Here is a 22,955-nt window from a genome sequence, read left to right as displayed (position 1 = left end):
CGCTCTCCTGTGTCTCTGCGCTATGTCAAATCATTCGCTTTGGCGCGAACCTTGTATTTTGCCAATGTGAATGCTCACGCGGGCGATGTCGCCGATCAGTCTTGGCTGGATGGCTTGGGTATGAACACTTGGCCGGTCAGCCATAAGCGCCATCGCTTTCCCGCCGAGACCATCTCGCACGCCGTTTGGTTCTGCCATCGCTTTCGCTTCAGTCTGCGGCTGGTCGCAGAGATTCTGCTGGAGCGCGGCATTGCCATATCCCACGAGACGATACGGCGTCGGAACCAGACTTTGCTCGCCAGCTGGCTCGTAAGACGCCCTCGCGTAGCGATATCTGGCATCTCGATGAGCTCGTGGTATCGACTGCCGGCCATAGGCATTGGCAGTGACCACCGTCTATCAGAACGGGAATGTGCTGAACGAGATGGTCCAGGTCCGCCGCAATGCTAAGGCTCCCAAGCGCCTACTGACCCGTTGCTGAAGGCAGGGCTGCGCCCTCAAGGGGCATGATCATCGACAAATCGCGCTCCTAGGTGGTGCCGCAAGTCGAGCATCGCTCGCACAGGGGAACTTAACAATCGTGCCGAGAACTCGCGAGGCATGCGCCGCCATGACGGCGCAGTCGAGAATGGACGACACTTCGAGCGAACGCATCAGCTCATGTGCGTCGCGCGCGACAAGGGCGGTTTCAAGATCATCCCTGATCTCCGCGAGCCGCGCCTGGCCGATCTGCATCCTGGCCGTCACCTTGGGCGGCTGCAGATAGTCGTTGTCTTGTATTCCAGCTGGTTGGGCGGGATGCCGTCTTCACGCCGCGTCAGTTCGTTGTAGAATTCCTGCATCATCTGTCCCGACCAGTAGTCGCTTTCGATGAAGCGATTGCCTTCACTGTTGGCGGTATAGGCTCCGAACGGACCGGCCACGTAAGCGCAAGCCGGGCCGTTATAGTCCTTGATCAGCGGCTTGATCTGATAGCATTCGCGATTCGCGAGCGCGGCACCCGCATGATAGGCCATGGCATAACCGTCACCGGATTGGTCGGATTCTCATAGGTTCCGAAGAGATAGCCGGCATGCGGCAATCCGAGCCGGCCCGCCGCGCCCATGCAGAGGATCACGGTCTTGGCACGCAGCACGAGGAATTCAGCCGTGCGCGTGTTCACAGCTGTGGCGCCCGCGATCCTGCCGTCGTTGGCAGTCAACAGGCGCGTTGCCATGAAGCGGTTGGAGACCAATATCCTTTTGCGCCTGATCTGCCGGTAGAGCGCCTTCTTGACGGTATCGCCATTCGGCATCGGCAGCACATAGGTTCCGAGATGGTGGACCTTCGTCAGGTCGAAATCGCCATTGGCGTTCTTCTGGAAACGGATGCCGAAACCGTCAAGTTCCTGGATGATGTCATAGCAGCGCGAGGCATATTTGAAGACCGGCGCCTGATCGACAATGCCGTCATGGCGATCGTGATCTCCTTGGTGTATTGCTCGGGCGTCGCATATCCTGGGACGACGGCGTTGTTCAGCCCGTCCATGCCCATGCAGATAGCTCCGGAACGCTTCACATTGGCCTTTTCGAGCAGGACGACATTCAGAGCGGGATTTTTCTGCTTCGCCTTGAGCGCCGCCATCGGTCCGGCCGTGACGCGGCAGTGACCTTGAGCTCAAGAGGTATCACGGCGTTCCCTGATGGTTCGCCCCATCTTAGGGATCAGCGGAACATGGACACGCAATAAATTGCCTGCGTTCAGCATGCTTATTGAAACCGCGATAAGTCCGGCTTGCCGCATTGCGTCTGAGGGGAGCCTCGAACCGACAGCTTCGCCTTTGCACTTGCCGAAAATCCGTGGACCGGCATCCGCCTTTCCATCTGCATCGCAGCAGCCGTTATCTTCTGGCTCTGATTAATGAGTCCTGGCCCCGGTTTGTCAGTGGCGAAAGATAACACTTATAAAGGATTACCTGACATCGTCATCTTGTGCACTGCGCCTCATCAGGGTGATTTCACCAGGAATGCTACAGGTACTTGCGCACACGTATTGGCGGGTTAACGTGCTGCATCTCCAGAACAATATTCTCGAAATGATCGCCAGGGGCGAAACGCTCGAAGCGACGACGGACCGTCTTTGCCGCCAGATCGAGAAACTGTTGCCGGGCGTCAGGTGTTCCGTTCTGCGCGTTGACGGTAATGGCTTGTTGCATCCCCTCCCAGGTTCCAGCTTCCCGAATGAATATATGGCTCTTCTCGACGGCCTGATGATCGGCCCGCTTGTGGGCTCCTGCGGCAGTGCGGCCTATCTCGGAATGCCCGTGGCTGCGAAGGACATCGCGACCGACCCGCGCTGGGTCAGCTTCAAGGAGCCAGTCCTGGCGCTGGGCCTGAAGGCCTGCTGGTCGAGCCCGATCTGCGACGCCGCGGGCGCTGTGCTCGGCACCTTTGCCCTGTACTTTACGGAGAAGCGCGGCCCCACCCCGCGCGAGGAGGAGGTCGTCGCCTCGTGCACCTCCCTGTGCGCCATCGCGCTTGAGCGTCACCAGCGGGTCATCGAGGGCGAGCGCGGCGCCTATGTCGATGCCCTCACCAACCTGCCGAACCGGGCGAGTTTGGACGTCGCCCTGGAGCGGCTGTCCTTTGGCCAACCTAGCGCCTGGGCGGTCCTGATCATCGACCTCGACAACCTGAAGACCATCAACGACACTTTCGGCCATGCGGCCGGCGATGCTTTGCTTCAGGTGGTAGCGTCGCGTCTCGCCGAAAGCGTGGCGCCTGACCGTGTGTTCCGCATGGGCGGCGACGAGTTCGCTGTGATCCTGCAGCGAGCCGGAGCGCCCGCCGACATCGAGAGCACGGCGCGTCATATTCTCGACACTCTGGCTGTGCCCGCCGACTGCGACGGGCACATGATCCTGGCACAGGCTACCATCGGCGGCGCAGTGCTGTCGGCGGGGGACGTCGATGCGAAAAGCGTGCGCCAAAACGCCGATTTCGCGCTCTACCACGCCAAGGAAACTTCGCGGGGCGGCTTCGTGCTGTACTCGCCGGGAATCGGCAGCGCAATCAAGACCCGAATCGAGGTGATCCGCGATGTCGACGCGGCTTTGCGCGAAGGCCGGATCGACGCGTTCTATCAGCCGATCCTGCGGCTCGACACCCGTGTGATCGTCGGCATGGAGGCCCTATGCCGCCTTCGCAAGCCGGATGGCGAGGTCGTTTCCGCCGCTGCTTTTCATCAGGCGACCTCCGATGTCAGCGTCGCCTCGCATCTGACGGAACGCATGATGGCGATCGTCGCAGCGGACGCGCGCTCGTGGCTGGATCAAGGTATTCCGTTGCAGCATGTCGGCATCAACATTACCTCAGCCGATTTTCATAGCGGCACGCTTTACGCGCGTCTCGAAGCCGCCTTCGGCCGCGAGAACGTTCCGTTGAAGCATATCATTTTGGAGGTAACGGAGTCGGTCTATCTCGGCCAGCGCGATCCGGTCGTCGCTCGGGAGATCAAGGCGTTGCGAGCCCATGGCCTGCGTGTCGCACTCGATGATTTCGGGACCGGCTTCGCTTCGCTCACGCATTTGCTGACGGTGCCGGTCGATATCGTCAAGATCGACAAATCCTTCATTGATCGCCTTGTCCAGGGAGATCCGAGCCTGGCCATCGTCGAGGGCTTGGTTGGCATCGCTCGCAAGCTCGACATCCAGGTCATCGCCGAAGGCATCGAGAACGAAGCCCAGGCCGTTTTACTTGCAGAGATCGGGTGCCAACTCGGTCAGGGGTATCTGTTTTCGCAAGCGGTACCACGTCAAATAGCGAAAGACCTTTTGAAGCGGTTCGGGCGACCACCTGCTGAGGAAACCAGGGTGGCGAGCGGCATAGCGAACCCAATCGATCTGATTGCCTGACAGAAATCCTTCCTGGGGTAGTTTGAACAGCCGATAAAGGATGCTGTGGCGGTCCGCAGAAAAGTGCCCGAAAAGGAGACAAATATGCGCCTGCCATCCGCGTCACAGCTTATTCGCAAGGCTTTCGGTCGCCCACGGTCGGGGCAGTCACCGGCTGGCATGAGCGATCCATTCCGACGAGATTGACGAGGCGCTTTGGGATGATGAGTGCCGGCGTGTTTGGTCGCATGTGGGACGAAGCATATGACCGGGGGGGCGGTATCGCCTCGCAATCAAAAGCAGCGACTGGGGTCGCATCCTCATAGGTGGTGTAGCTCGGCGGTAGCAAAGCCGCTCGCGAGCGCGCCCTCAAATCAGGCGCGAATCGTCCCCAGCTCGGCATTGGCCGGCGCGTCCGTGAGCGTCCTGAGGCGCCACCAGCGCCATTTTGAAGTTCCGAATGGACGTGTGCACTGATCTTGATCTTGTTGTGACCGCACTACAGAATTTCGCTTCCTGACCGGAGGAGCTTCGGCCAAGAATTAATGATGCAGCGCCTGTTTAAGAATTTAAGACAAGCCAGCCTTATCAGCGTTGCGCCTGGAACCCGCCTCAAATCAGATACTCAACACGCGTCTTTATCCCAGCTCTCTTGCCATCCTGGGAGACATAAAGTGACGCGGTGATATTTCGTGTTGCATAGACCATGGTTAGCCAGCAACCGAGGATCATCAAGAAAATATGGCCGGATAGCTGGATTCATAGTCCATGCGGGAATCGCAGCCCAATCAGCTTTTCCACCGTTTTCGCTTAGTGGTCCTATTGCGCACGATTTCCAGTTGGAAGGAACTATCGCATGGTCGCAAGCTTGGGCCGAGGTCGTGGCGACCATCACCGCCGCTGCGAGTGCTGCGATTTTCATTGTGTCTCCTCTGCATCCTCTTCCGATCTTAAGCGCGGCCCCTTTCATACCCCTCCTTTGTCCGATGGAATGTTACAGAATGGGCTGCAAGCAGCCATTCCATGCTGACGCAGTCGGAGCTCGCTGGACACATGCTCAGCACGACATGCCCTGCAAGCAGCACATAGAATTAGCGCGCCTCGGACTCCCGCTCGAAGATCGGCGACTCCTTCGCAAACCGTACGGACGGGGGTCCTTGAGAACGCTGTCGAGTTCCGCCGAGTTCAGGCCCCCGAACAGCGACAGTCGCGCGATAACCGAGCGGTCAAGCGGCAACTTAGCTCCTCGCTGCCTCATGACTCCACAGCGGCGCCAGGCGGCCCAGCTATATTTCGCGCATCAGTTGCGCCAGCGCAAATCGCTAGCCCGCGCCGTGGCTAGAAAGTTGCAACGGTTGAAGCCGTGACGCACTCAAGAAAGGACTTTCCCATGAAACTTCGCCTGATTACCGCCGCCGCCGCCGCCCTGCTCGCTCTTGCCGGCGCCGCAAATGCCGAGGAACACATTGTCCAGTTGCTGACAAAGGGAGACAAGGGTTCCATGGTCTTCCAGCCCAATTTCATCAAGGCGGCACTGGGCGACACGGTCAAGTTTGTGCCTGGCGACAAGACCCACAATGTCGAAACCATCCAGGGAATGATCCCCGACGGCGCCCAGGAGTTCAAGGGCAAGGTTGGTGAAACGATCACCGTGACCCTGACGCAAGAGGGCGTCTACGGCGTGAAATGCAATCCGCATTACGGTCTGGGCATGGTGGCGCTGATCGTGATCGGCAAGCCCGTGAACCTCGACGCGGCGCAGGCCGTCAAGCAGGTCGGCAAGGCCAGGACCGTATTCCCTGACCTGTTCAGCCAGGTGACGAAGGCGAACTGATCCCAGCCGAAGGCCGGACGACCAAGAGGTCCGTCCGGCCTTCGCCAAAGCCGGAAGGCTCTGGGGATCCATCGGTCGCTTCAGCACCGCATCCTTTCCACCCTTGCCATCCGGGCGACCGAGAGTTTGTCAGGGCCAGAAAGGAAGGTCCGCCTACTGCCGATAGGCCGGAAAAACCGCGACGACAGCCAGCTTCAACTTCGGAAAATACGTAGCACGGGCTTCCCCTCCGGACACGGGATACTTCCCAGATCGGCCACGTCAACCTCTCCGAGGCGTCCTCGCTTCGGTTTGCCCGTGTCGATCTTCTCAGCCTTGCGAAAATCACTTTGTCCGGATCTGATTGGCAAGCTGGCGCCTGGGATCACGACCAGCTTCGCCACGACCGAGGCGTGGCCCTCCGCCCTAACGATGACGCTTACGGCCTGGGCCATGCTCCAAGAGCCGCATGCCCGACCTCGCTCGTGACTATTATGTCGGCGTCAGTGGGGCATCTCGCCTGACGTACCGAGACGGTGCCGCCGCAAGATGTCTCAATCTCGAGGTTTCATAGCAAACAAAAGCTGTCGCCATTGAACGAAATTGTCGCGTATCGAACAGACGAACCACATCCCAAACGTTTGCTTTTCGTGTTCAGCTTGACCCTCAAAGCCAAAAAGAATGAAGCGCGACCAAAGTGCGCCGGCCAACTTGGGGGTCAGCGCGCAGCTACGTCTTGGGATGGCACGTCATTTGCACAGTCAACTTTGGAAGCCGTTGTGACGGTCTACCCAGAACTAGCGGAGATGACCATGGAGATTGGCTCAGAAGTGCTGAATTCCCCCGAGGCAACCGAAGACTTTAGCTGAAGAGCTGCGTCGAGGCGCAGCGAGTCGAGGCATAAGAGCTGCAGTCATGTTGCGCTTCTTTGAGCCTAACTCAGGTCGGCTCTCTAGTGCTCCAGGTCATGTATAAATTCTACAATTCACCTAACCGTACGAATGCCCAGTACTGCAGAAACCAATCTTCGTTCAGACACAAATAGGACAGATGTCAAAAATCTTACGTTAGCTTCGTCAACTTTGTTCTTGAACAATTGTCGTTCTTTGACGTTCTTCCCGCCCTTTTTAATCTTTGAACGGAGATCAAGAATGAACATCACGAGCATTCTTCTCGACTCAGCTGCGGCCCTGATCGCAGTCTCCGGTGCTCGCGCCGCCGACGCGGTGACGGCCGCCGAGCCGGAACCGACCGAATATGTCAAGATCTGCGACGTCTACGGTTCGGGCTATTTCTATATTCGTGGCACCGAGAGCTGCGTGCGTATCGGCGGCTACGTCCGTTACGACATCGGCCTCGGCGATGTCAGATCATATGACGGCGCAAGAACCTCCGATGTGAGGACTGGCGAGGATCAGGGCACATGGCGAAACAACACGCGCTTCACGTTGAAAACTTGGACAGGCCAGGAGACCGAACTCGGCACTTTGAAAACCTATACCGAAACCGGCATGAACTTCGGTAACCGCAACGCTTACTCGGGTCTGGACAGTCCTCAGAACTATGCCTTCAACAGTGGCATCAAGTTGACTTTCGCCTGGCTTCAGCTTGGTGGCCTCCGAGTTGGTAAGGACTGGTCGGCCTTCGACACGTTTATTGGCTACCCTGGCAACATCCTCAATCAGATGGCTGTTCCGTACGGCGACTTCGATACCAATGTGGTTCAGTACTACTTTGACGCGGGTAACGGCTTTTCGGCTTTGGCTTCACTCGAAGAGGGCTCGGGCGTGGTCGGCACTATCAACAGCTATGTTCCGCACGTCGTGGGCGGCGTTAAATACACGCAAGGCTGGGGCGCGATCACCGGTGTTGTCGCTTATGATAGCAACTATGAATCGGTGGCCGGCAAGGTCCGCGTCGACTTCGATGTCACCCACGAACTGTCGCTATTCGGGATGTTCGGCTACGGCTCCAACGGCAAGCTAAACGATGACTCGACCAAAGCAATCGACGCTCATGGTCGCGGCTTCTACAAAATTTGGGGCGGCAACTGGGCTTTATGGGTCGGCGCTACTTACAAGTTCAACGAGACAACTTCGTTCAACCTTCAGGTCTCGGGTGATCAGCTCAAGAACTATGGTCTGGCTACAAACGTCGCCTATACGGTCGCCCCAGGTTTCACGGTTATAGTCGAAGTCGACTATGACCACTATGGCAACTTCGGCGTCGGCATGGTCGGCCCTTCCAACGCAAACTGGACTGACGCCGACAAAAAGAACAGCGTCGGCGGCATCCTCCGTTTCCAAAGCTCATTCTAGCCATTGAATGAGAAGCTGAATCTCGGCGTCCGATTGAGCGGTATAGCGCACAAACAACGTTTTGCGCGTCCTAGCTATATCAAGCACCTTGTTGTATTTGTAAATCAGCTTATCACGACAAGATTGTAAAGACTCCGGCGTAAAAATCACTGCGTTGGACTTTTTCCTCTCGAACTCATGATGGTAGATAATCCCGTAATTCTCGCAAAGAGCAGTCGTACCATTGAAGCACGCTGATACACGAAGCCCAAAATGTGATCCATCGTCCGCCAATATTCGTTCGATGGAGGCTACAGGCGTCACAAGCCAATCAAAGCAGCTACTCGGGCGCCCTTTGAAATATCGTCTAATTTGGTTGGCAGGGGTGCAGTCCGATCCAAGGCTAAAGATCGCTTCGTAAGACATTGTTCCGGTCCTCATGCTGTCTAATCAGAATGAAAAAAGGAGAACGGCGCTGGTAAGCCTTGTATTCCAAAGCAAACATCACCCTCCACGCAGCGTGGATGGTGGGCCACCAATTGCGTCGAGATTGCCGATGGCTTGATATCGCAGCTTGTTGCTCCGCTTCTCCTGCTCAATGCAAAAGATGAGCCGCCGTCATCAACAGGGCGATCGCCCCGTCATGCGTGCAGTTGATGCTATCGCCGGCAATTCGCGTCGTCCGAAAGCCGAATCGGACTCCAGAAGCGGGCGAGCAGTCTTGGCTGATCGATTCACCCCCCGGCACCGCGGACGCTCGCCCTCAATCAACGTCTGGTTCGGCACGGGCATGACCGTCTCGGCACCAGCGGCGCGACTCCAGTGCCGGCAAGTGGTATCGCGCGCCGATCCGAAAACCAGATGCCACCTGGCGCAAGCACCCGCGCCCGGATGGCCGCGTCGGAGACTATCCATGTGATATGCGCCGAGTCCTTGACGCACCGGCTCGAACGGATTCCTGGCGAGCTGCGACGGATCGTCCAGGACTAATGCCCCGATTCAACAGTCGATAATTTGTGTCCTGCCTCAAGACACGTCCAGCTTGGTAAGTCACAATCACTCATCGCCGCAAACGCCGTCAGATGTCGCGATAGCTAAGGGTTCCCACCCAAATCGTGCCCGCTGGCAAAATTCGGGTCGATGCCCGTGGTCTCGTTTTTTTGAATGGCGCATTTCGAAAGATCCGCCAAATCGATTTTTTTGATGCAGCCCATCCACACTGTGGATACCAAGCACGCAGCATCAAATTGAGCCAGGCGGCCATGAGCGGCATCGCGCGGCTATGAACCTGTTTCCGCGACAAGCTATTTACGGAGGGTTCGTTCCTCGCCGACATGGTTCGGCCGATGAAGGCAGCGGAAGGCGAACGCGATCGCGATCGGCGGCTCGCTGGCCGTGCGGGCGTGATGACATCAGTGAAGAAGAGCCTGCGTTGCAACAGATCCTTCAAAGAAATTCATAGACACTTAGCAACTCCAAACCGCTGTGAATGGTACGCTTATCGCAACATCTGAGGTTAGCGGGTCAAGACGCGTGGTGCCGCGACCAAAGAACAGCATGCAATCTCTGGTTTGAAGGAAATGGCAAGAATAGCGCTCATCTTGGTTCTTTGAACGCCGCAACCGTCGGCTCTAAACAATTCATGCTTACAAAACAAACATGTACCCTCGCGACCAGCGTGAGTATCTGTTCGCTTGAAAGCAAAAACATAATTCGTGCGAAAGCTGTAGTATCTACGGAGAACTCCAAATGGCAAAGTCAGTAGGACAAGTGCCCAGTCTTTCTATGTGGCTTGAGGCTGGCCAATGATGACACTGGTCAGTCGCCTACGGACGGCGGCGCATCTTGATCGCCTTCGAATCCTGGGCCTTTGCGCGCATGCGGACCTAACTGTCTGCCAGCTAGCGGAGATCCTGGGTCTGCGTCGCGAGCACGTTGTGCGACACGTACGGCTGCTCGTCAGAGCCGACTTTCTTTGCTGCAACGAACAACGTCCGTGGTCCTCGTACCATCTCAAAGCAGGAGGCAAGGACGGCGGGCTGGTTCAATTGTTGGTCGATCTCCTGCCCCAGGGCGATGGCTATCATAAACGAGACCTACAACGGCTCGAAGCGATACAAGACGCGCGGTCGAAGGGACCGCCTGCTTGCTCGTGAAATAGATCAATCCAATTGGAGCGCGAAATACAATGGACAACTCCGCCGTCGGCGCGATCGTGCTGCCCGACACCCTCGGACGGTCTCCCTTGGCCGCGGTCGATTATCGCGTTCACGAACTGCTCCTAAGACAAGAGCGGCAGGAGCGGACGACGCTCAAACTGATCGCTTCCGAAAACTTCGCCTCCTCGGCCGTGCTGGAAGCGACTGGCTCGATTTTTACGAACAAGTACGCCGAGGGGTACCCCGGCGCGCGCTACTACGCGGGAAACGAGATCGTCGACGAGCTTGAGAACCTCGCCATTGAGCGCTTGAAGGCGCTATTTGGCAGCGAACACGCCAACGTCCAGCCTTATTCCGGCTCGCCGGCCAATCAGGCTGTCTATCGCGCGCTTTTGAGCCCCGGGGATAAAGTCATGGGCTTGTCCCTCCCCGGTGGCGGTCATCTCACTCATGGTTGGGCCGTCAACTTCTCCGGCTCTGATTATAAGCGCGTCCCCTATGGCCTCCACGAAAAGACGCAGCAAATTGACTATCATCGCTTGCACGAGACGGCCAAGCGGGAACGGCCGAAACTCATTTGGGTCGGCGGAACTGCTTATCCGCGTATCTTTGACTACGCGGCAATGGCGGAAATCGCTTCGGAGGTGAACTCCTATCTGGTGGCCGACATTGCGCACATCAGCGGCCTGATCGTGGCAGGTGCGCATCCGAGTCCCGTGCGCCATTGCGATGTCGTCAGCAGCACCTCTCACAAGTCGATACGCGGTCCCCGCGGTGGCTTCATTTTGTCAAGGAATGAAGACCGCTATCATGCGCTCTATCATCCGAAGAGCAAACACAACCTCGCCAAACGTATAGACCGTGCGGTGTTCCCTCTCCTGCAGGGCGGACCGCATATGAATATCATCGCCGCGCTAGCTGTCGCTTTGCAGGAAGCCGCGAGCCCGTCCTTCCGTGTCTACGGTCAGCAGATCGTCAGGAATGCCAAGGCTCTGGCCCAGGCGCTTCTGGAGCGAGGTTATGACCTGGTCACCGGGGGGACTGACAATCACATGCTGATCCTTGATCTTCGGGACCGGCCGCTGTCAGGCAAAGCCTATGCCGAGCGCTTATCGGAAGCAGGCATCATTACGAACTTTAATATGGTGCCGGGCGACCCGCGGCATCCGGCGCTCACAAGCGGCATCCGGTTAGGGACACCAGCAGTGACGTCCGTGGGAATGCGCGAGGCGGAAATGGTGCAGATCGCCGCTTTCATTGACTCGGTCTGCAGCCAGCCCGACGACCCAGATGTCCATGCCAGGGTGCGAAGAGACGTTGCCGACTTCTGCGCCGCGTTCGAGGTCCCTGGCATCGCCGACAGGTAAGGCAGGCTAATCAAAACGTCCCATACAACTCCAACACCCGAAGCGAGGGCATTCCATGACCAGGCAGTTCGTATTCTCTTCCGAATCCGTCGGCGCCGGACACCCAGATAAGATGGCGGACAACATCTCGGATGCCATCCTGGATGCGATCCTGCGCACCGATCCGAAGGCGCGCGTCGCGTGCGAAGCGTTGGTGAAGACAGGGATGGTCGTTCTGGCTGGCGAGATCACCAGCGATGCGCAGATCGATTACAGCCAAGTTGCCCGCGATACGATTGTCGATATTGGATACGATGACGATGCGATCGGCTTTGATGGTCGGCGTTGCGCCGTCGTTCTGGCTCTCACCGAGCAGTCGCCCGACATTAGCCAGGGCGTTGACGAGGGACGAGGGCAGGATCTCGACCAGGGAGCTGGGGATCAGGGCCTCATGTTCGGGTTCGCATGCAGCGAGACCGATACACTGATGCCCTTGCCGATCCAACTCGCTCACGGTCTGACGAAAAGACAGGCAGAGGTCCGCAAAGCGGGACAGCTGAGCTGGCTGCGTCCGGACGTAAAATCTCAAGTGTCCGTCCGCTATGAAGGTTTGCGCCCTGTGGCGCTGGATACCGTAGTCCTGTCGACGCAACATGCGGAGGAGGTCACACAAGAAACAGTCCGCGAAGGCGTCATCGAGGAGATCATCAGGCCGGTCTTGCCGCCCCACTTGGACACGACGGGGACCAGGTTCCTGGTCAATCCAACCGGCCGGTTCGTGGTCGGTGGGCCGCGCGGCGACTGCGGCCTCACTGGACGCAAGATCATCGTCGATTCCTACGGTGGGATGGGGCGTCACGGCGGCGGCGCCTTTTCGGGCAAGGACCCATCCAAGGTTGACCGCTCGGCTGCCTATGCGGCCCGGTATGTCGCGAAGAATATCGTGGCTAGCGGACTTGCGGAGGTCTGCGAGGTTCAGCTTGCCTACGCGATCGGTGTGGCCGCTCCGGTTTCTGTCCTGGTCAACACTTTCGGGACCGCGAAGATCGTGGAAGAAAGGATCGAGCGGCTCATTCTTGAGCTGTTCGATCTCAGACCTAAGGGCATTATCAAGATGCTTGATCTCTTGCGCCCGATTTACCGCAAGACCGCCACGTACGGGCACTTCGGCCGCGAAGAACCTGAGTTCACCTGGGAGAGGACGGACAGAGCCGACGACTTGCGGCGCGAGGCAGGGCTCGCCGCCGCGCGAGGGCCGACGCCGGATCGATCGCCATGCGGAAAGTCCATTCCAACTCCCCAGACTCCCGCCCGGCCGGCATGGCAGAAGGCCAGCGGACCGTTGAGCGGAGACTTTGATGCCGGACTATGACGTGCTTTGCATCGGCAATGCCATTGTCGACATCATCGCCCAGTGCGACGAGGGGTTCCTCGAGACCAACGGCATCATCAAGGGTGCGATGAACCTGATCGACACCAGGCGCGCCGAACTGCTCTACAGCCGCATGGGGCCGGCGATCGAGGCCTCCGGCGGCAGCGCCGGCAACACGGCGGCGGGCATCGCCAGCTTCGGCGGCCGTGCCGCCTTCTTCGGCAAGGTGTCGAACGACCCGCTCGGCGAAATCTACACCCATGACATCCAGGCCCAGGGCGTCGCCTTCGATACCAAACCGCTCGAGGGCGAGCCGCCGACGGCGCGTTCGATGATCTTCGTCACGCCGGACGGCGAGCGCTCGATGAACACCTATCTCGGCGCCTGCGTCGAGCTTGGCCCGGAGGACGTCGAGGCCGACAAGGCCTCGGGTGCTGCGGTCACCTATTTCGAGGGCTATCTGTGGGACCCTCCGCGCGCCAAGGAGGCGATCCGGCAGACCGCGCGGCTGGCGCATGCCGCCGGGCGCGAAGTGTCGATGACGCTTTCGGATTCGTTCTGCGTCGACCGCTACCGCGACGAGTTCCTCGACCTGATGCGATCGGGCACCGTCGACATCGTCTTCGCCAACAGCCACGAGATCAAATCGCTCTACCAGACAGCCTCCTTCGACGAGGCACTGGCCGCCATCCGCAAGGACTGCAAGATCGCCGCCGTTACCCGCTCGGAGAAGGGCTCGGTCATCGTGCGCGGCGACGAGACCGTTATCATCGAGGCGACGACGATCAAGGACCTGGTCGACACGACAGGCGCCGGTGACCTCTACGCCGCCGGTTTCCTCTATGGCTACACGACCGGACGCAGCCTGAAGGACTGCGGCGACCTCGGCTCCCTGGCGGCCGGGCTGGTCATCCAACAGCTCGGCCCGCGCCCGCGCCAGAACCTGCGCCACGAGGCTGAACAGGCTGGGTTGCTTCAGGCAGGCATTTCGGCGACGTGCTACCCACCTTCCCCTTGTGCAGGCGGTCCAGGCAAGCGCGGGTAAATCGAAATCTCGCATGCGCATCGGCGAAAGATGACGGTTTTCCGTCTGAGTTTCCGGTTGTCGAGGCTCAGGAACGTTGACGTACCTGCCGCTAGCAGTTCCAGGCGATCTTGATCATCACGACGCCGACATTTGCCGCAAGTCGTTCAGAGCCGGGATCATGAATTCGCAGATGTGCCGGCCGCTCAGCGGCATCCACGCCCTGCGCGGACTGGAGAGTGGCTGCAATGCCAACAGCTGACGACAACGATCAAAGCGAATTTGGGGAACACGCCGAGTGAAAGGCGCACTCACATAAACACATAAACATTTCGTTATGTTGGATTGACAAGAGAGCGAACTGCTGTGATTGTCTGCGTGTCGTGGTTCTCCGTACGGCGCTGCCGCAACGGAGCTAAGAGGGAAGCCGGTGCGATGCCGGCGCTGCCCCCGCAACTGTTAGCGGCGAGCCAACCCACCGATGTCACTGAGGCGAACAGCCTCGGGAAGACGGGCAGAGGCTATGACCCGCGAGCCAGGAGACCTGCCACGGCGAACAACGTCCACGGGCGGGGTGTCTCGGTGGCCGCGGCAGCCCGGCGTTCATGCCGGCCTGCTAACGCCTTCCTTGTCCCCACGCCCCAACCATCGGGGTATGGCATGACTATCTCTCAGCAAATTCCTGTTGCAACGCTCGGCATGCCGCGTATCGGTCGCCGGCGAGAACTGAAATTCGCGCTTGAAAGCTACTGGTCCGGAAAATCTTCTGCTGCCGACCTTCTGGCGACGGCGAAGGCGCTGCGTGCCGCTAGCTGGAGGGAGCAGCACGATCGCGGCGTATCGAAAATCCCGTCGAACGACTTCTCACTCTACGACCATGTGCTCGACACCGCAGCCATGGTCGGCGCCGTGCCGTCCCGTTACGCCTGGAAGGGTGGCGAGGTCCCACTCGACATCTACTTCGCGATGGCGCGCGGCAAGCAGGGTGAGACCGCGGGTTGTGGACATGCCGGCCACGAGCATGCGGCTCAGGGCCACCGCTTGACCGCGATGGAAATGACCAAATGGTTCGACACTAACTATCACTACATGGTGCCGGAGCTGACCGACGATCAGACCTTCGCCCTCTTGTCTGCGAAACCGGTCGATTACTTCCTCGAGGCTAAAGCCCTCGGCATTCACACACGCCCAGTTATCCTTGGACCGGTCACATTCCTCAAGCTGGCGAAGTCACCTGCCGAAGGTTTCAATCCGATATCGCTCCTGCCGCGGCTGCTGCCTGTCTACGAGCAACTCCTGCGGAGGCTGAAGCTCTCGGGAGCCGACTGGGTGCAGATTGATGAGCCGGCGCTTATGCTCGATCTTAACCCGAACGAACGAGCGGCGTTCGAATTCACCTACGGCCAGCTGTCGAAAGCCGCTCCCGATCTGAAGATCATGCTGGCTACCTATTTCGGACCGCTGGGAGATAATCTCGAGACGGCGATTTCTCTGCCCGTGGCGGGCCTGCATCTCGATCTCGTGCGCGCTCCCGAGCAGTTGGAGACGGTTGGTCGGCTCGTACCGAAGGATCTGGTCCTCTCGCTTGGCTTGATCGACGGCCGCAACGTCTGGCGCGCGAACCTGCCTGCCATTCTCGACCGCATCAAGCCGATCGTCGCCGGCTGGCCCCTGGACCGCGTCGAGATCGCGCCTTCCTGCTCGATGCTTCATGTGCCGATCGACCTGCGGATGGAGACCGCGGTCGATGTGGACGTCAGTTCGTGGCTGGCATTCGCGGCCCAGAAGACCGAAGAGCTGGTCGTGCTGGCCCAAGCCTTATCCGAAGGCAGGGAGGCCGCAGCAGGCGCATTGAAAGCTTCTGCCGAGGCGGCCGCCGCGCGCGCCATGTCCACAAAGGTCCATGATCCGCTCGTCGAGGGGCGGATCGCCAGCATCGACGACCGCATGAAGCAACGAAAGAACGCATTTGCCGAGCGTTCCCGAGTTCAGGCTGGCACGCTCGGCCTGCCGCCGTTCCCTACGACGACCATCGGGTCCTTCCCGCAGACGCCGGAGGTGCGCAAGGCGCGCTCCGCTCATGCGAAGGGCGAGCTGAGCTATGTCGACTACGAGACCTTCCTGAAGAAGGAGACGGAGGCTGCTATTCGCTGGCAGGAGGCGACCGGGCTGGACGTGCTGGTGCACGGTGAGTTCGAACGAAACGACATGGTGCAGCATTTCGGCGAGCAGCTGTCCGGCCTCGCCTTCACCCAGCATGGCTGGGTGCAAAGCTATGGCTCCCGCTACGTGCGCCCTCCCATCATCTTCGGCGACGTATCGCGGCCCAATCCGATGACGGTACGCTGGTGGCAATTTGCCCAGTCGCTGACGGAAAAGCCGGTGAAGGGAATGCTCACAGGCCCAGTGACCATTCTTAACTGGTCTTTTGTTCGCGACGACGTGCCCCGCTCCCAGGCCTGCCGCCAGATCGCGCTCGCCATCCGCGATGAAGTGGCGGACCTCGAAAGAGCCGGCGCAAGGATGATCCAGATCGACGAGGCCGCGTTTCGCGAAGGCCTGCCACTGCGCAAGTCCGCCTGGAAAGTCTACCTCGATTGGGCTGTCGAATGCTTCCGGCTCGCTTCAACGGGTGTAAAGGACGCGACCCAAATCCATACTCACATGTGCTATTCGGAGTTCAATGAGATCATCGACTCGATCGCTGAAATGGACGCGGATGTAATTTCGATTGAGACGTCGCGCTCGAAAATGGAACTGCTAGACGCCTTCACGAGCTCCAAATATCCGAACGAAATCGGTCCCGGAGTCTACGACATTCACTCACCACGTGTCCCGGAAGTCGGCGAGATTTCGGACCTCGTCATGCTTGCCCGCGAGCGACTGTCCGACGGCCAACTATGGGTAAATCCGGACTGTGGCCTCAAAACACGCAAATGGGAGGAGGTCCGCCCTGCCCTCATCAACATGGTCGCGGCAGCATGCGCGCTGCGGGAGAAAGTGCAGGCCTGATTCCTAACCAAGTGTTGATCTACCGGTTACCGCATATCGGTCGTGAATACGCCAAACCGATTACTTTATTGGAAACAAATCATTCTAGGAAGGCTACAATTTCCTTCGGCAGGCATCGCGTTGCTGGTCAGGGGTAGCAATCAATTCGATCAAGTTCTCCGGCAGAGGTTCGAGGCTCGATGTCCAGGCTGCAATCTTCTGCCGCTTCACATATGGCTTGACGTAGGATGCAGGCATCAGCCGAACGTCGTGACCCAGTGACATAAGAACCCGAGCCCAGTGGTGCCCCGTCGCGCAAGCCTCGATGCCGATTAGGCATGGCGGCAATGCTTTGAAGAACCCAGCGACATCATCGCGGCGAAGCTTGCGACGGACAACGACAGCATCAGCGCCATTGACCCCGTGGACCTGAAACACCTGCTTGGCGATATCCAGACCAATTGTGGTAATCTTCTCCATGGACGGCTCTCCCTTATGTGACTTTCGACAGCCACACTTTGGCACATTGCGATGCCGGGAGCGGAGGCCGTCCACCACATCAGGTCAGTCTCGCTCGCCATTCCCCTACGGCTGGGTAGCGTTGGCTCTAGCCGTTTTCGCAGCCTATCCCGTCATGGTCGCGGTCCAGATCATAGATATCCGTGCCTACGACAGTGACCGGCCCGTGTGCATATGCGGGGCCATTGCCACTGCCAGAAGAACAATCGACGTCGCTGGCTATTGGAACACAACTGCCCGAGTAGTTGGGGTCGCAGGCTTCCTGAGCATGAGCGCAGCCGATGAATGATGCCACACCAAGAGCGACCACGCCTATACGACGAAAAATCATGCAATATCCGCCCGCTTAAGACCAAAAATCTTTAGCGATCGTTTTGGCTCGATGCAATAGGGAAAAGTGTTGCAGTGTTTCTGCGTCGCAATACCCTAAAATGGAATACTGAGGCTCGAATCTAAAAAAGACTCCACATTCCCTTTCTGATAAATATCGATTCGCTGAAACAAAACAGAATCGGAGTCTAAAATGTCTAAAGTTCTGGCTTTTCACTCAAAACTTCCCGGCACGAGCGTCCATCACGACAACAACCAGTGCACGGAAGGCAACAACATCGAAACGAAGAACCGGGTTTCCGGGACCGGTGGCTTGCCGAAGTGCGACCACTGCAAGCGCTTGTCTTAATCAAAACTGGGCCTTTTTGGAAAACACCATTTCCCAGAGAGGCCCAGTCAGTTCGCCGTCATCAACGGCCCAGATACGCCGCAGCGACAGCACAGGCAGGCCAATTGGCCGTAGCCACAGCAAAGGCCCTGAAGCCTTCTGCTTTGCCACCAAAGAAACGAACGGTGGGCTCTGGAAATACGTGACGTGCGCCGCCCTCGCACGATTCCGAGGTCTCGATACCCTCCCGGCGTAAGACATGCACATAGGGCGCTATCCCGGCATCCAAGGGCATGTCCAACTCAAGGCCATAAGACCTTTGCAGGCTATGGGTCTCTTGCTCCATCCGCCTGCGTTGGGGCGAATGAACGCGGTCCCGCAATGTCGAGTGAGTTGACGGCCTGTCGAAGACTATATTCCTAATTATATCGTTGACACCACAAACCCTAGGTATAGTATGGGCTGCAAGAGAGGGACGCAGCCATGTTCTCCGCACCGCACTTCCACAATGACGAAGCCGCCCGTAGGCTCTTAGAGGAAATCCGTTGGCCGGAAGGTCGCTCTTGCCCGCATTGCGGAACCTTTGATCGCTCCTACGCCACCAAGCGCACCCAGAAGTGCGGCGCGACCGTCTACCGTTGCGGTGAGCCGGAATGCCGCAAGGATTTCAGCGTTACCACCAAGAGCGTAATGGAGTCCTCGCATATCCCGCTGCACAAGTGGAGGCAGGGCTTCTTTCTCATGGCTTCGTCCAAGAAAGGCGTCTCGGCTCACCAGCTTCATCGTATGCTCGGCATCACCTACAAGGCGGCTTGGTTCATGGCGCACCGCATTCGCGAAGCCATGCGCGCCGATGGCACTTTCGGTCCGCTCGGTGGCGAGGGAATGACCGTTGAGGCGACGAAGCGCCTTGGGAAGACCACCAAACGAGGCAAGCGTGGGCATGGTGGACAGCGCCCGATTATCGCCTTGGTAGAGCGTGGCGGCTCCGTCCGCACGTTCTATGCCGCCGTCGCGGACAAGGCGACCGTTACCAAGATCGTCGCAGAGAACGTGGCCCGCGAAAGCTACCTCTACACCGACGAAAGCCGCCTCTATGGCGATGCCGACCAGCTCTTTGCGGACCATTCGACAGTGAAGCACTCAGCCGGCGAATACGTGCGCTACGAGGGCGACCGCACCATTCACACCAACACCGTGGAGAACGTGTTTTCGGTGTTCAAGCGCGGCATGCGCGGCGTCTATCAGCATTGCGATGAGAAGCATTTGAACCGTTATCTTGCGGAATTTGACTTCCGCTACAACCATCGCTCGGCGCTTGGCGTTGAGGATGAAGCCCGCACACATGCGGCGATCAAGGGCGCACCCGGCAAGCGCCTGACCTATCACCTACCTGACTAGGCCGGTTTTCCACCATCGCGCCCTGCGCTTTTTGCGCTGGCGGAAGAAGCATCCGAAGAAGCGGAAGAAGACTTAGGTTTTCTCCCGCGCTTCTGTTGCGCTGGCACTCCAATCGGGGCCATGCTCTTTAGCGGAGCGGGAGGCGTGTTCACGGCCGATTTGAGCAGTCGCCGGAAGCGGTCCTCCGCTTCGTTGTCGCCGTAGCGCTCGCTGTCCTTGATCGTGCTTTCAGGTGGTCTACCCATGAGTGATCCTAAATGGCCTTGGTACCTGCCTGGCTGGCATGACGACATATACGCTATAGGTATGATCGGTCTCAACTACTGCCAACTCGAAACGGCCTTCCGTCACCTGTTCTCTGCATCGACAGGAATGAGCGGGTTCCAAGTTGAAGCATTTTTCCAGCGTTTGCAGAATGACGCTCGCCTCAAGGTGTTTGACCAACTCTACAAAGCGTGACCTGACATACCCGATCTGTATAAAGATTTCATGGTGCACTTCGCCAAGGGCTACAATTTGTGTACGCAAAACCGCAACAATATCATGCACTCAAGCTTTAATGGTCGCTTCACAAGCGAGTCGCGAAACGTCGGCGGCATTGTGTTGGCAAAGTACAATAAATCGGGCCAGCAGATCGTCTGCCCAGTTACGCTTGAGGAATTGAGACGTGTAGCGGACGAAATCCACGACTACACTATGTTCGGGTTCGCCCTCGCGAGCGACACTGACTCCTCATTCAAGATGGCCGCCGGCAATCCTCGCGCTTTCGTGCCAAGACCATCGCTCGATAAGCCTCCCGAGCCACAAACTCTAGTCTGGCGTCCCCTACCAGATTATCAATCACCTCAGCCCCAGCCGCCTCCATCTCGGGGGTGACTTCGATCTCATCGCAACGTGGCTTGGTGGAGCGCTCCACCTTCCGGCCTGTCATGGCTGGACTTTGTCAACCGGATAATCGAACAGATAGGCAACAGAGAGCGTGCAACTCAGCGATCCACGGGCACCTGGCTTATGACGATGGTTGAGCGTCCTTCGTAGCGGTCCTCAATGATCTACGGAGGTCGCGACGTTGGTCGTCATTTTCCGGTCCCCGGTCATCGAGAATCAGCAGGTCGGTCTTGGCAAAGAAAAGTATGCGCTGCTTTCCTCTTGAAACTGTCATCGCCCTGACAACACATTTTGCAATCGTCGGCGGGTGACGATGAGGCGCCTCGTCACGCAAACTTGCTGTTCAGCAGATCGGGAGGACCGAATAAACTCTGAGGCTTTCAGCAGCCCACTTTTCGTGAAGCGTGCAACGTATATCGTGCAATGATTGCCAGCCTTGCGGACGCTATCGATGTCCTCAATGAGTGGCCGGGAGATCGCAACGATCCGATCCACGAAGCCGCTCTCAGAGCGTGCTATGATGCATATGATGGGCGAAAACCTGTAAGTGTAGCGCGCAATGGCTTTTTCGGCTTTGCGAAAAGGACCGCCATATTGGAGGATGCAACCTCCGCGATGCAGTGGCTCGCTGCCTGCAAGTCGGGCAGCGGAAAAATGTAGGCGTCGGCGAAATCTGTGAGGCTGGCGCAGGGCGCACCCGCCCCCGGCTCTCATCTGCTGCGCGCTTCGGCCTGTGGACAGCAGACAGCGAAGCCTCCAGGGCCGCGAAAATCTCGCGACGGCGGCTCGATTCCGGGACCGGATCCCCATTTTGGGGAGGTGATCCGTGCAGGTGCCTGGCGTGGATCACGCCATCCATCTCCTGGCCGCATCATGCCATCGTTCTCCTTCAGCCCGGCCGAGCTTCCCGACCGCCCGATCGATGATGACGATCCCCTTTGGAGAATGGTCTTTTTTGAAAGTGTGACGGTCTGCGCCGCCTTACCGTGTTTCAGCCTTTGCCGTGGCCTCCTGCGCTTCCCGCCACGCACACGGCGAAGCGCTGTCACTCTACCGTGCAACACCCACTGGAAATACGACAGGGGGACCACAATACTCAGGTCTGTGCTAAAGATTTTTCGGGCAAATCCCGAAAAAAGAAACGACAACTCTTGGTCTTCAAGCCGCCGCTTGAACTTAGTTGGAGAGAGGTCACCAGTCTGGCCGTTCCGAAGTGGCTTAGTTCCCGCTCTTTGACCCGGCATCGTCGCCGAGATATCAACGGCGTGTTGTAGAGCGCGACATTTCGTCGGATCGTGGTCGAGTAGCTCACCCATCCGCGCAGGCGGATTTCCCGCGAGCGGCTCTTCCCGAGGATACACGCGTCATATGTTCGGCGCCGACCAGCCGACAGCGCGGCAAGGATTGAGAGGGACCAAGCTTCGCTAACGCTTACATTTCTCCGGTATTTAGACGATGCATTCCTCGAAACGCTCCAGGTGGAACTTCGCATTGCGAAGTTCATGTCCGGCTTCGAAACGTCGATGGCGCCCCATTGGTATGGTCCCCATGAGGTCGCGCTCCAGTTATATGCGCGCACGCACCTGCCGAGCCTCGTCCTGACGCAACGCTCTGATCCATCCACGCCCGCGCATCGGTCTTCCTGCCAACACCCGAAAACCATGCGCGCCTATGCCACCGAGACCCTAATTTCCGGCAAGCCGAAACGCTCTAAATTTAACATCCGCTAATTTAAGTCTAGTCGCATCGGCGTCGCCGTCGGCGGCTTGACGCGCGCATCGACAACCGCAAATCGCGTGATGCGTTCGGCGGCAAGCCAAGCATGCTGGACGCCGAGCAGGTGGTGGAAATCAGCGGCCACCCGGTTGGAGGCGTTTGCCCCTTCGGCCTCGCCTCGCCACTGCTGGTCTATTGCGATATGTCGCTGCGCGCCTACGATCAAGTGGTGCCGGCGCCCGGCGAAGCCAATGCAGCAGTAAGGGCGCCAAATGGTGCGACACTGCCAAGATGCCGGACCTGCGGCGGATGCAATAATCGACTGACAGCGATGAGCGGCAGCGCCAAAGCGCAGTGACAGGCCTAAGTACCGGGCAGCGTTCCCTTTGCCGCCACCGCGAAGACGTCGAGCAAGATTGCCAGTCCGACGCCGCAGGCGGTCAGGATGAGCCCGGCCATGAAGATGCGGTTCGCGCGTTCATAGATGGGTCGGCGCAGCGAACTCATCTCGAGCAGCATGGACAGCGCCCGCATCTGCAGGGCGATGCCGACCAGGATCGGCACCACGGCGAACAGGTCGTAGAACCGCCACGGCACCGGGTTCGCCGCCCAATGCGTGACGAAGCCGAGCGAAAAGGCAAGCAGGATGCCCACGACCGTGATTGTGCCGTTGCGGAAAATCGTCTCGATCAGCTCTTCCTTCGGATCGTGCTCGTCCAAGCGTTCCTCCCTCCCTCAGCCGTAGCAGGCCTTTGTCCAGTTTGAGACTAAGATCTCGGAAAATTCCTGTACATCGCCGCCAATTAGTCAAGAGAGCTGAGACCGGGGATCGGGGCCCTGTGTCCTATCGCCCCATATGGTGCTCCTGTTGTCGTATCTGCGCCAATCCTCCAACTTTTC

14 protein-coding genes, 7 pseudogenes and 1 riboswitch are annotated in these 22,955 nt (G+C 58.5%); of the genes and pseudogenes, 11 read left to right on the top strand and 10 right to left on the bottom strand.

Annotated features, from left to right (window positions below; genetic code table 11):
- Nucleotides 1-30 precede the first annotated feature (30 nt).
- From DH08_RS06330 to DH08_RS06325, 3 genes and pseudogenes are all read right to left on the bottom strand, one after another.
- A complete protein-coding gene (locus DH08_RS06330; RefSeq protein ID WP_192178408.1) occupies nt 31-393 on the bottom strand; it encodes a hypothetical protein in 363 nt (120 codons plus the stop codon).
- A gap of 117 nt (nt 394-510) precedes the next feature.
- A complete protein-coding gene (locus DH08_RS37325; protein WP_428338286.1) occupies nt 511-735 on the bottom strand; it encodes a hypothetical protein in 225 nt (74 codons plus the stop codon).
- 83 nt (nt 736-818) lie between these two features.
- Nucleotides 819-1,635 (bottom strand): annotated as a pseudogene (locus DH08_RS06325) (FAD-binding protein); the annotation flags it as partial.
- 370 nt (nt 1,636-2,005) lie between these two features.
- On the opposite strand from DH08_RS06325, the gene DH08_RS06320 reads away from it, so the two are divergent.
- The 3 genes from DH08_RS06320 (at nt 2,006) to DH08_RS06310 (ending at nt 8,002) form a co-directional block, all read left to right on the top strand.
- The gene (locus DH08_RS06320) at nt 2,006-3,892 is read left to right on the top strand and encodes a sensor domain-containing phosphodiesterase (protein ID WP_192178407.1); all 1,887 of its coding nucleotides are present in this window, start codon (nt 2,006-2,008) and stop codon (nt 3,890-3,892) included.
- A gap of 1,369 nt (nt 3,893-5,261) precedes the next feature.
- Nucleotides 5,262-5,705: a pseudoazurin gene (locus tag DH08_RS06315; RefSeq protein ID WP_192178406.1), complete on the top strand. Its 444-nt coding sequence runs from the start codon at nt 5,262-5,264 to the stop codon at nt 5,703-5,705.
- A 1,130-nt stretch (nt 5,706-6,835) separates the two neighbouring features.
- On the top strand, nt 6,836-8,002 hold the full coding sequence (locus tag DH08_RS06310) for a porin (protein ID WP_192178405.1): 1,167 nt from the start codon (nt 6,836-6,838) through the stop codon (nt 8,000-8,002).
- On the opposite strand, the gene DH08_RS06305 is transcribed toward DH08_RS06310, so the two are convergent.
- The 4 genes and pseudogenes from DH08_RS06305 to DH08_RS06295 all read right to left on the bottom strand — a co-directional run bounded on the left by DH08_RS06305 (nt 7,994) and on the right by DH08_RS06295 (nt 10,068).
- The gene (locus DH08_RS06305; RefSeq protein ID WP_192178404.1) at nt 7,994-8,407 is read right to left on the bottom strand and encodes a hypothetical protein; all 414 of its coding nucleotides are present in this window, start codon (nt 8,405-8,407) and stop codon (nt 7,994-7,996) included. The genes DH08_RS06310 and DH08_RS06305 overlap by 9 nt on opposite strands.
- Before the next feature lie 111 nt (nt 8,408-8,518).
- Nucleotides 8,519-8,654, bottom strand: a pseudogene (locus DH08_RS36815) (carbamoyltransferase N-terminal domain-containing protein); the annotation flags it as partial.
- Nucleotides 8,603-8,896 carry a nodulation S family protein gene (locus DH08_RS06300; RefSeq protein ID WP_246800700.1) on the bottom strand — a complete coding sequence of 98 codons (294 nt, stop codon included), beginning with the start codon at nt 8,894-8,896 and terminating at the stop codon, nt 8,603-8,605. The pseudogene DH08_RS36815 and the gene DH08_RS06300, both read right to left, overlap by 52 nt.
- Before the next feature lie 986 nt (nt 8,897-9,882).
- Nucleotides 9,883-10,068, bottom strand: coding sequence for a hypothetical protein (locus DH08_RS06295; protein ID WP_192178403.1), 186 nt, complete (start codon nt 10,066-10,068; stop codon nt 9,883-9,885).
- Between the two features lie 101 nt (nt 10,069-10,169).
- On the opposite strand from DH08_RS06295, the gene DH08_RS06290 reads away from it, so the two are divergent.
- From DH08_RS06290 to metE, 4 genes and pseudogenes are all read left to right on the top strand, one after another.
- On the top strand, nt 10,170-11,507 hold the full coding sequence (locus DH08_RS06290) for a serine hydroxymethyltransferase (RefSeq protein WP_192178402.1): 1,338 nt from the start codon (nt 10,170-10,172) through the stop codon (nt 11,505-11,507).
- A gap of 55 nt (nt 11,508-11,562) precedes the next feature.
- The gene (metK, locus tag DH08_RS06285) at nt 11,563-12,858 is read left to right on the top strand and encodes a methionine adenosyltransferase (protein ID WP_282595020.1); all 1,296 of its coding nucleotides are present in this window, start codon (nt 11,563-11,565) and stop codon (nt 12,856-12,858) included.
- A pseudogene (locus DH08_RS06280) lies at nt 12,845-13,834 on the top strand (adenosine kinase); the annotation flags it as partial. The gene metK and the pseudogene DH08_RS06280, both read left to right, overlap by 14 nt.
- 415 nt (nt 13,835-14,249) lie before the next feature.
- A riboswitch (cobalamin riboswitch) is annotated at nt 14,250-14,448 on the top strand.
- A gap of 94 nt (nt 14,449-14,542) precedes the next feature.
- Nucleotides 14,543-16,894 carry a 5-methyltetrahydropteroyltriglutamate--homocysteine S-methyltransferase gene (gene metE, locus DH08_RS06275; protein ID WP_192178400.1) on the top strand — a complete coding sequence of 784 codons (2,352 nt, stop codon included), beginning with the start codon at nt 14,543-14,545 and terminating at the stop codon, nt 16,892-16,894.
- 195 nt (nt 16,895-17,089) lie between these two features.
- Here the strand turns inward: metE and DH08_RS06270 are convergent.
- Nucleotides 17,090-17,353, bottom strand: a pseudogene (locus DH08_RS06270) (IS110 family transposase); the annotation flags it as partial.
- 1,180 nt (nt 17,354-18,533) lie between these two features.
- On the opposite strand from DH08_RS06270, the gene DH08_RS06265 reads away from it, so the two are divergent.
- Both DH08_RS06265 and DH08_RS06260 read left to right on the top strand, forming a co-directional pair.
- Nucleotides 18,534-19,451, top strand: a complete 918-nt coding sequence (locus DH08_RS06265) for an IS1595 family transposase (RefSeq protein WP_192178399.1) — start codon at nt 18,534-18,536, stop codon at nt 19,449-19,451.
- Between the two features lie 243 nt (nt 19,452-19,694).
- A complete protein-coding gene (locus DH08_RS06260; protein ID WP_192178398.1) occupies nt 19,695-19,910 on the top strand; it encodes a hypothetical protein in 216 nt (71 codons plus the stop codon).
- A 533-nt stretch (nt 19,911-20,443) separates the two neighbouring features.
- Here DH08_RS06260 and DH08_RS37085 read toward each other — a convergent pair.
- A pseudogene (locus DH08_RS37085) lies at nt 20,444-20,574 on the bottom strand (AAA family ATPase); the annotation flags it as partial.
- 129 nt (nt 20,575-20,703) lie between these two features.
- Between DH08_RS37085 and DH08_RS06255 the strand changes: the two are divergent.
- A pseudogene (locus DH08_RS06255) lies at nt 20,704-20,999 on the top strand (DUF982 domain-containing protein).
- 1,102 nt (nt 21,000-22,101) lie between these two features.
- Nucleotides 22,102-22,413: pseudogene (locus DH08_RS06250) on the top strand (YbaK/EbsC family protein); the annotation flags it as partial.
- A 5-nt stretch (nt 22,414-22,418) separates the two neighbouring features.
- Here DH08_RS06250 and DH08_RS06245 read toward each other — a convergent pair.
- Entirely contained in the window at nt 22,419-22,775 is a 357-nt protein-coding gene (locus DH08_RS06245; RefSeq protein WP_192178397.1) for a hypothetical protein, read from the bottom strand.
- Nucleotides 22,776-22,955: the final 180 nt, after the last annotated feature.

This window comes from Mesorhizobium amorphae (assembly GCF_014843845.1).
GTDB classification, from domain to species: Bacteria; Pseudomonadota; Alphaproteobacteria; order Rhizobiales; family Rhizobiaceae; genus Mesorhizobium; species Mesorhizobium amorphae_A.
Note: the sequence above shows the minus strand (reverse complement) of the source record. Positions and strands in the feature narration are given on the sequence as shown.

Excerpts from the sequence above, each read along its gene's own strand:
- DH08_RS37325 (WP_428338286.1), bottom strand. The coding sequence starts at position 735 with ATGCAGATCGGCCAGGCGCGGCTCGCGGAGATCAGGGATGATCTTGAA.
- DH08_RS06320 (WP_192178407.1), top strand. The coding sequence starts at position 2,006 with ATGCTACAGGTACTTGCGCACACGTATTGGCGGGTTAACGTGCTGCAT.
- DH08_RS06315 (WP_192178406.1), top strand. The coding sequence starts at position 5,262 with ATGAAACTTCGCCTGATTACCGCCGCCGCCGCCGCCCTGCTCGCTCTT.
- DH08_RS06310 (WP_192178405.1), top strand. The coding sequence starts at position 6,836 with ATGAACATCACGAGCATTCTTCTCGACTCAGCTGCGGCCCTGATCGCA.
- DH08_RS06305 (WP_192178404.1), bottom strand. The coding sequence starts at position 8,407 with ATGTCTTACGAAGCGATCTTTAGCCTTGGATCGGACTGCACCCCTGCC.
- DH08_RS06300 (WP_246800700.1), bottom strand. The coding sequence starts at position 8,896 with ATGGATAGTCTCCGACGCGGCCATCCGGGCGCGGGTGCTTGCGCCAGG.
- DH08_RS06295 (WP_192178403.1), bottom strand. The coding sequence starts at position 10,068 with ATGATAGCCATCGCCCTGGGGCAGGAGATCGACCAACAATTGAACCAG.
- DH08_RS06290 (WP_192178402.1), top strand. The coding sequence starts at position 10,170 with ATGGACAACTCCGCCGTCGGCGCGATCGTGCTGCCCGACACCCTCGGA.
- metK (WP_282595020.1), top strand. The coding sequence starts at position 11,563 with ATGACCAGGCAGTTCGTATTCTCTTCCGAATCCGTCGGCGCCGGACAC.
- metE (WP_192178400.1), top strand. The coding sequence starts at position 14,543 with ATGACTATCTCTCAGCAAATTCCTGTTGCAACGCTCGGCATGCCGCGT.
- DH08_RS06265 (WP_192178399.1), top strand. The coding sequence starts at position 18,534 with ATGTTCTCCGCACCGCACTTCCACAATGACGAAGCCGCCCGTAGGCTC.
- DH08_RS06260 (WP_192178398.1), top strand. The coding sequence starts at position 19,695 with ATGAGTGATCCTAAATGGCCTTGGTACCTGCCTGGCTGGCATGACGAC.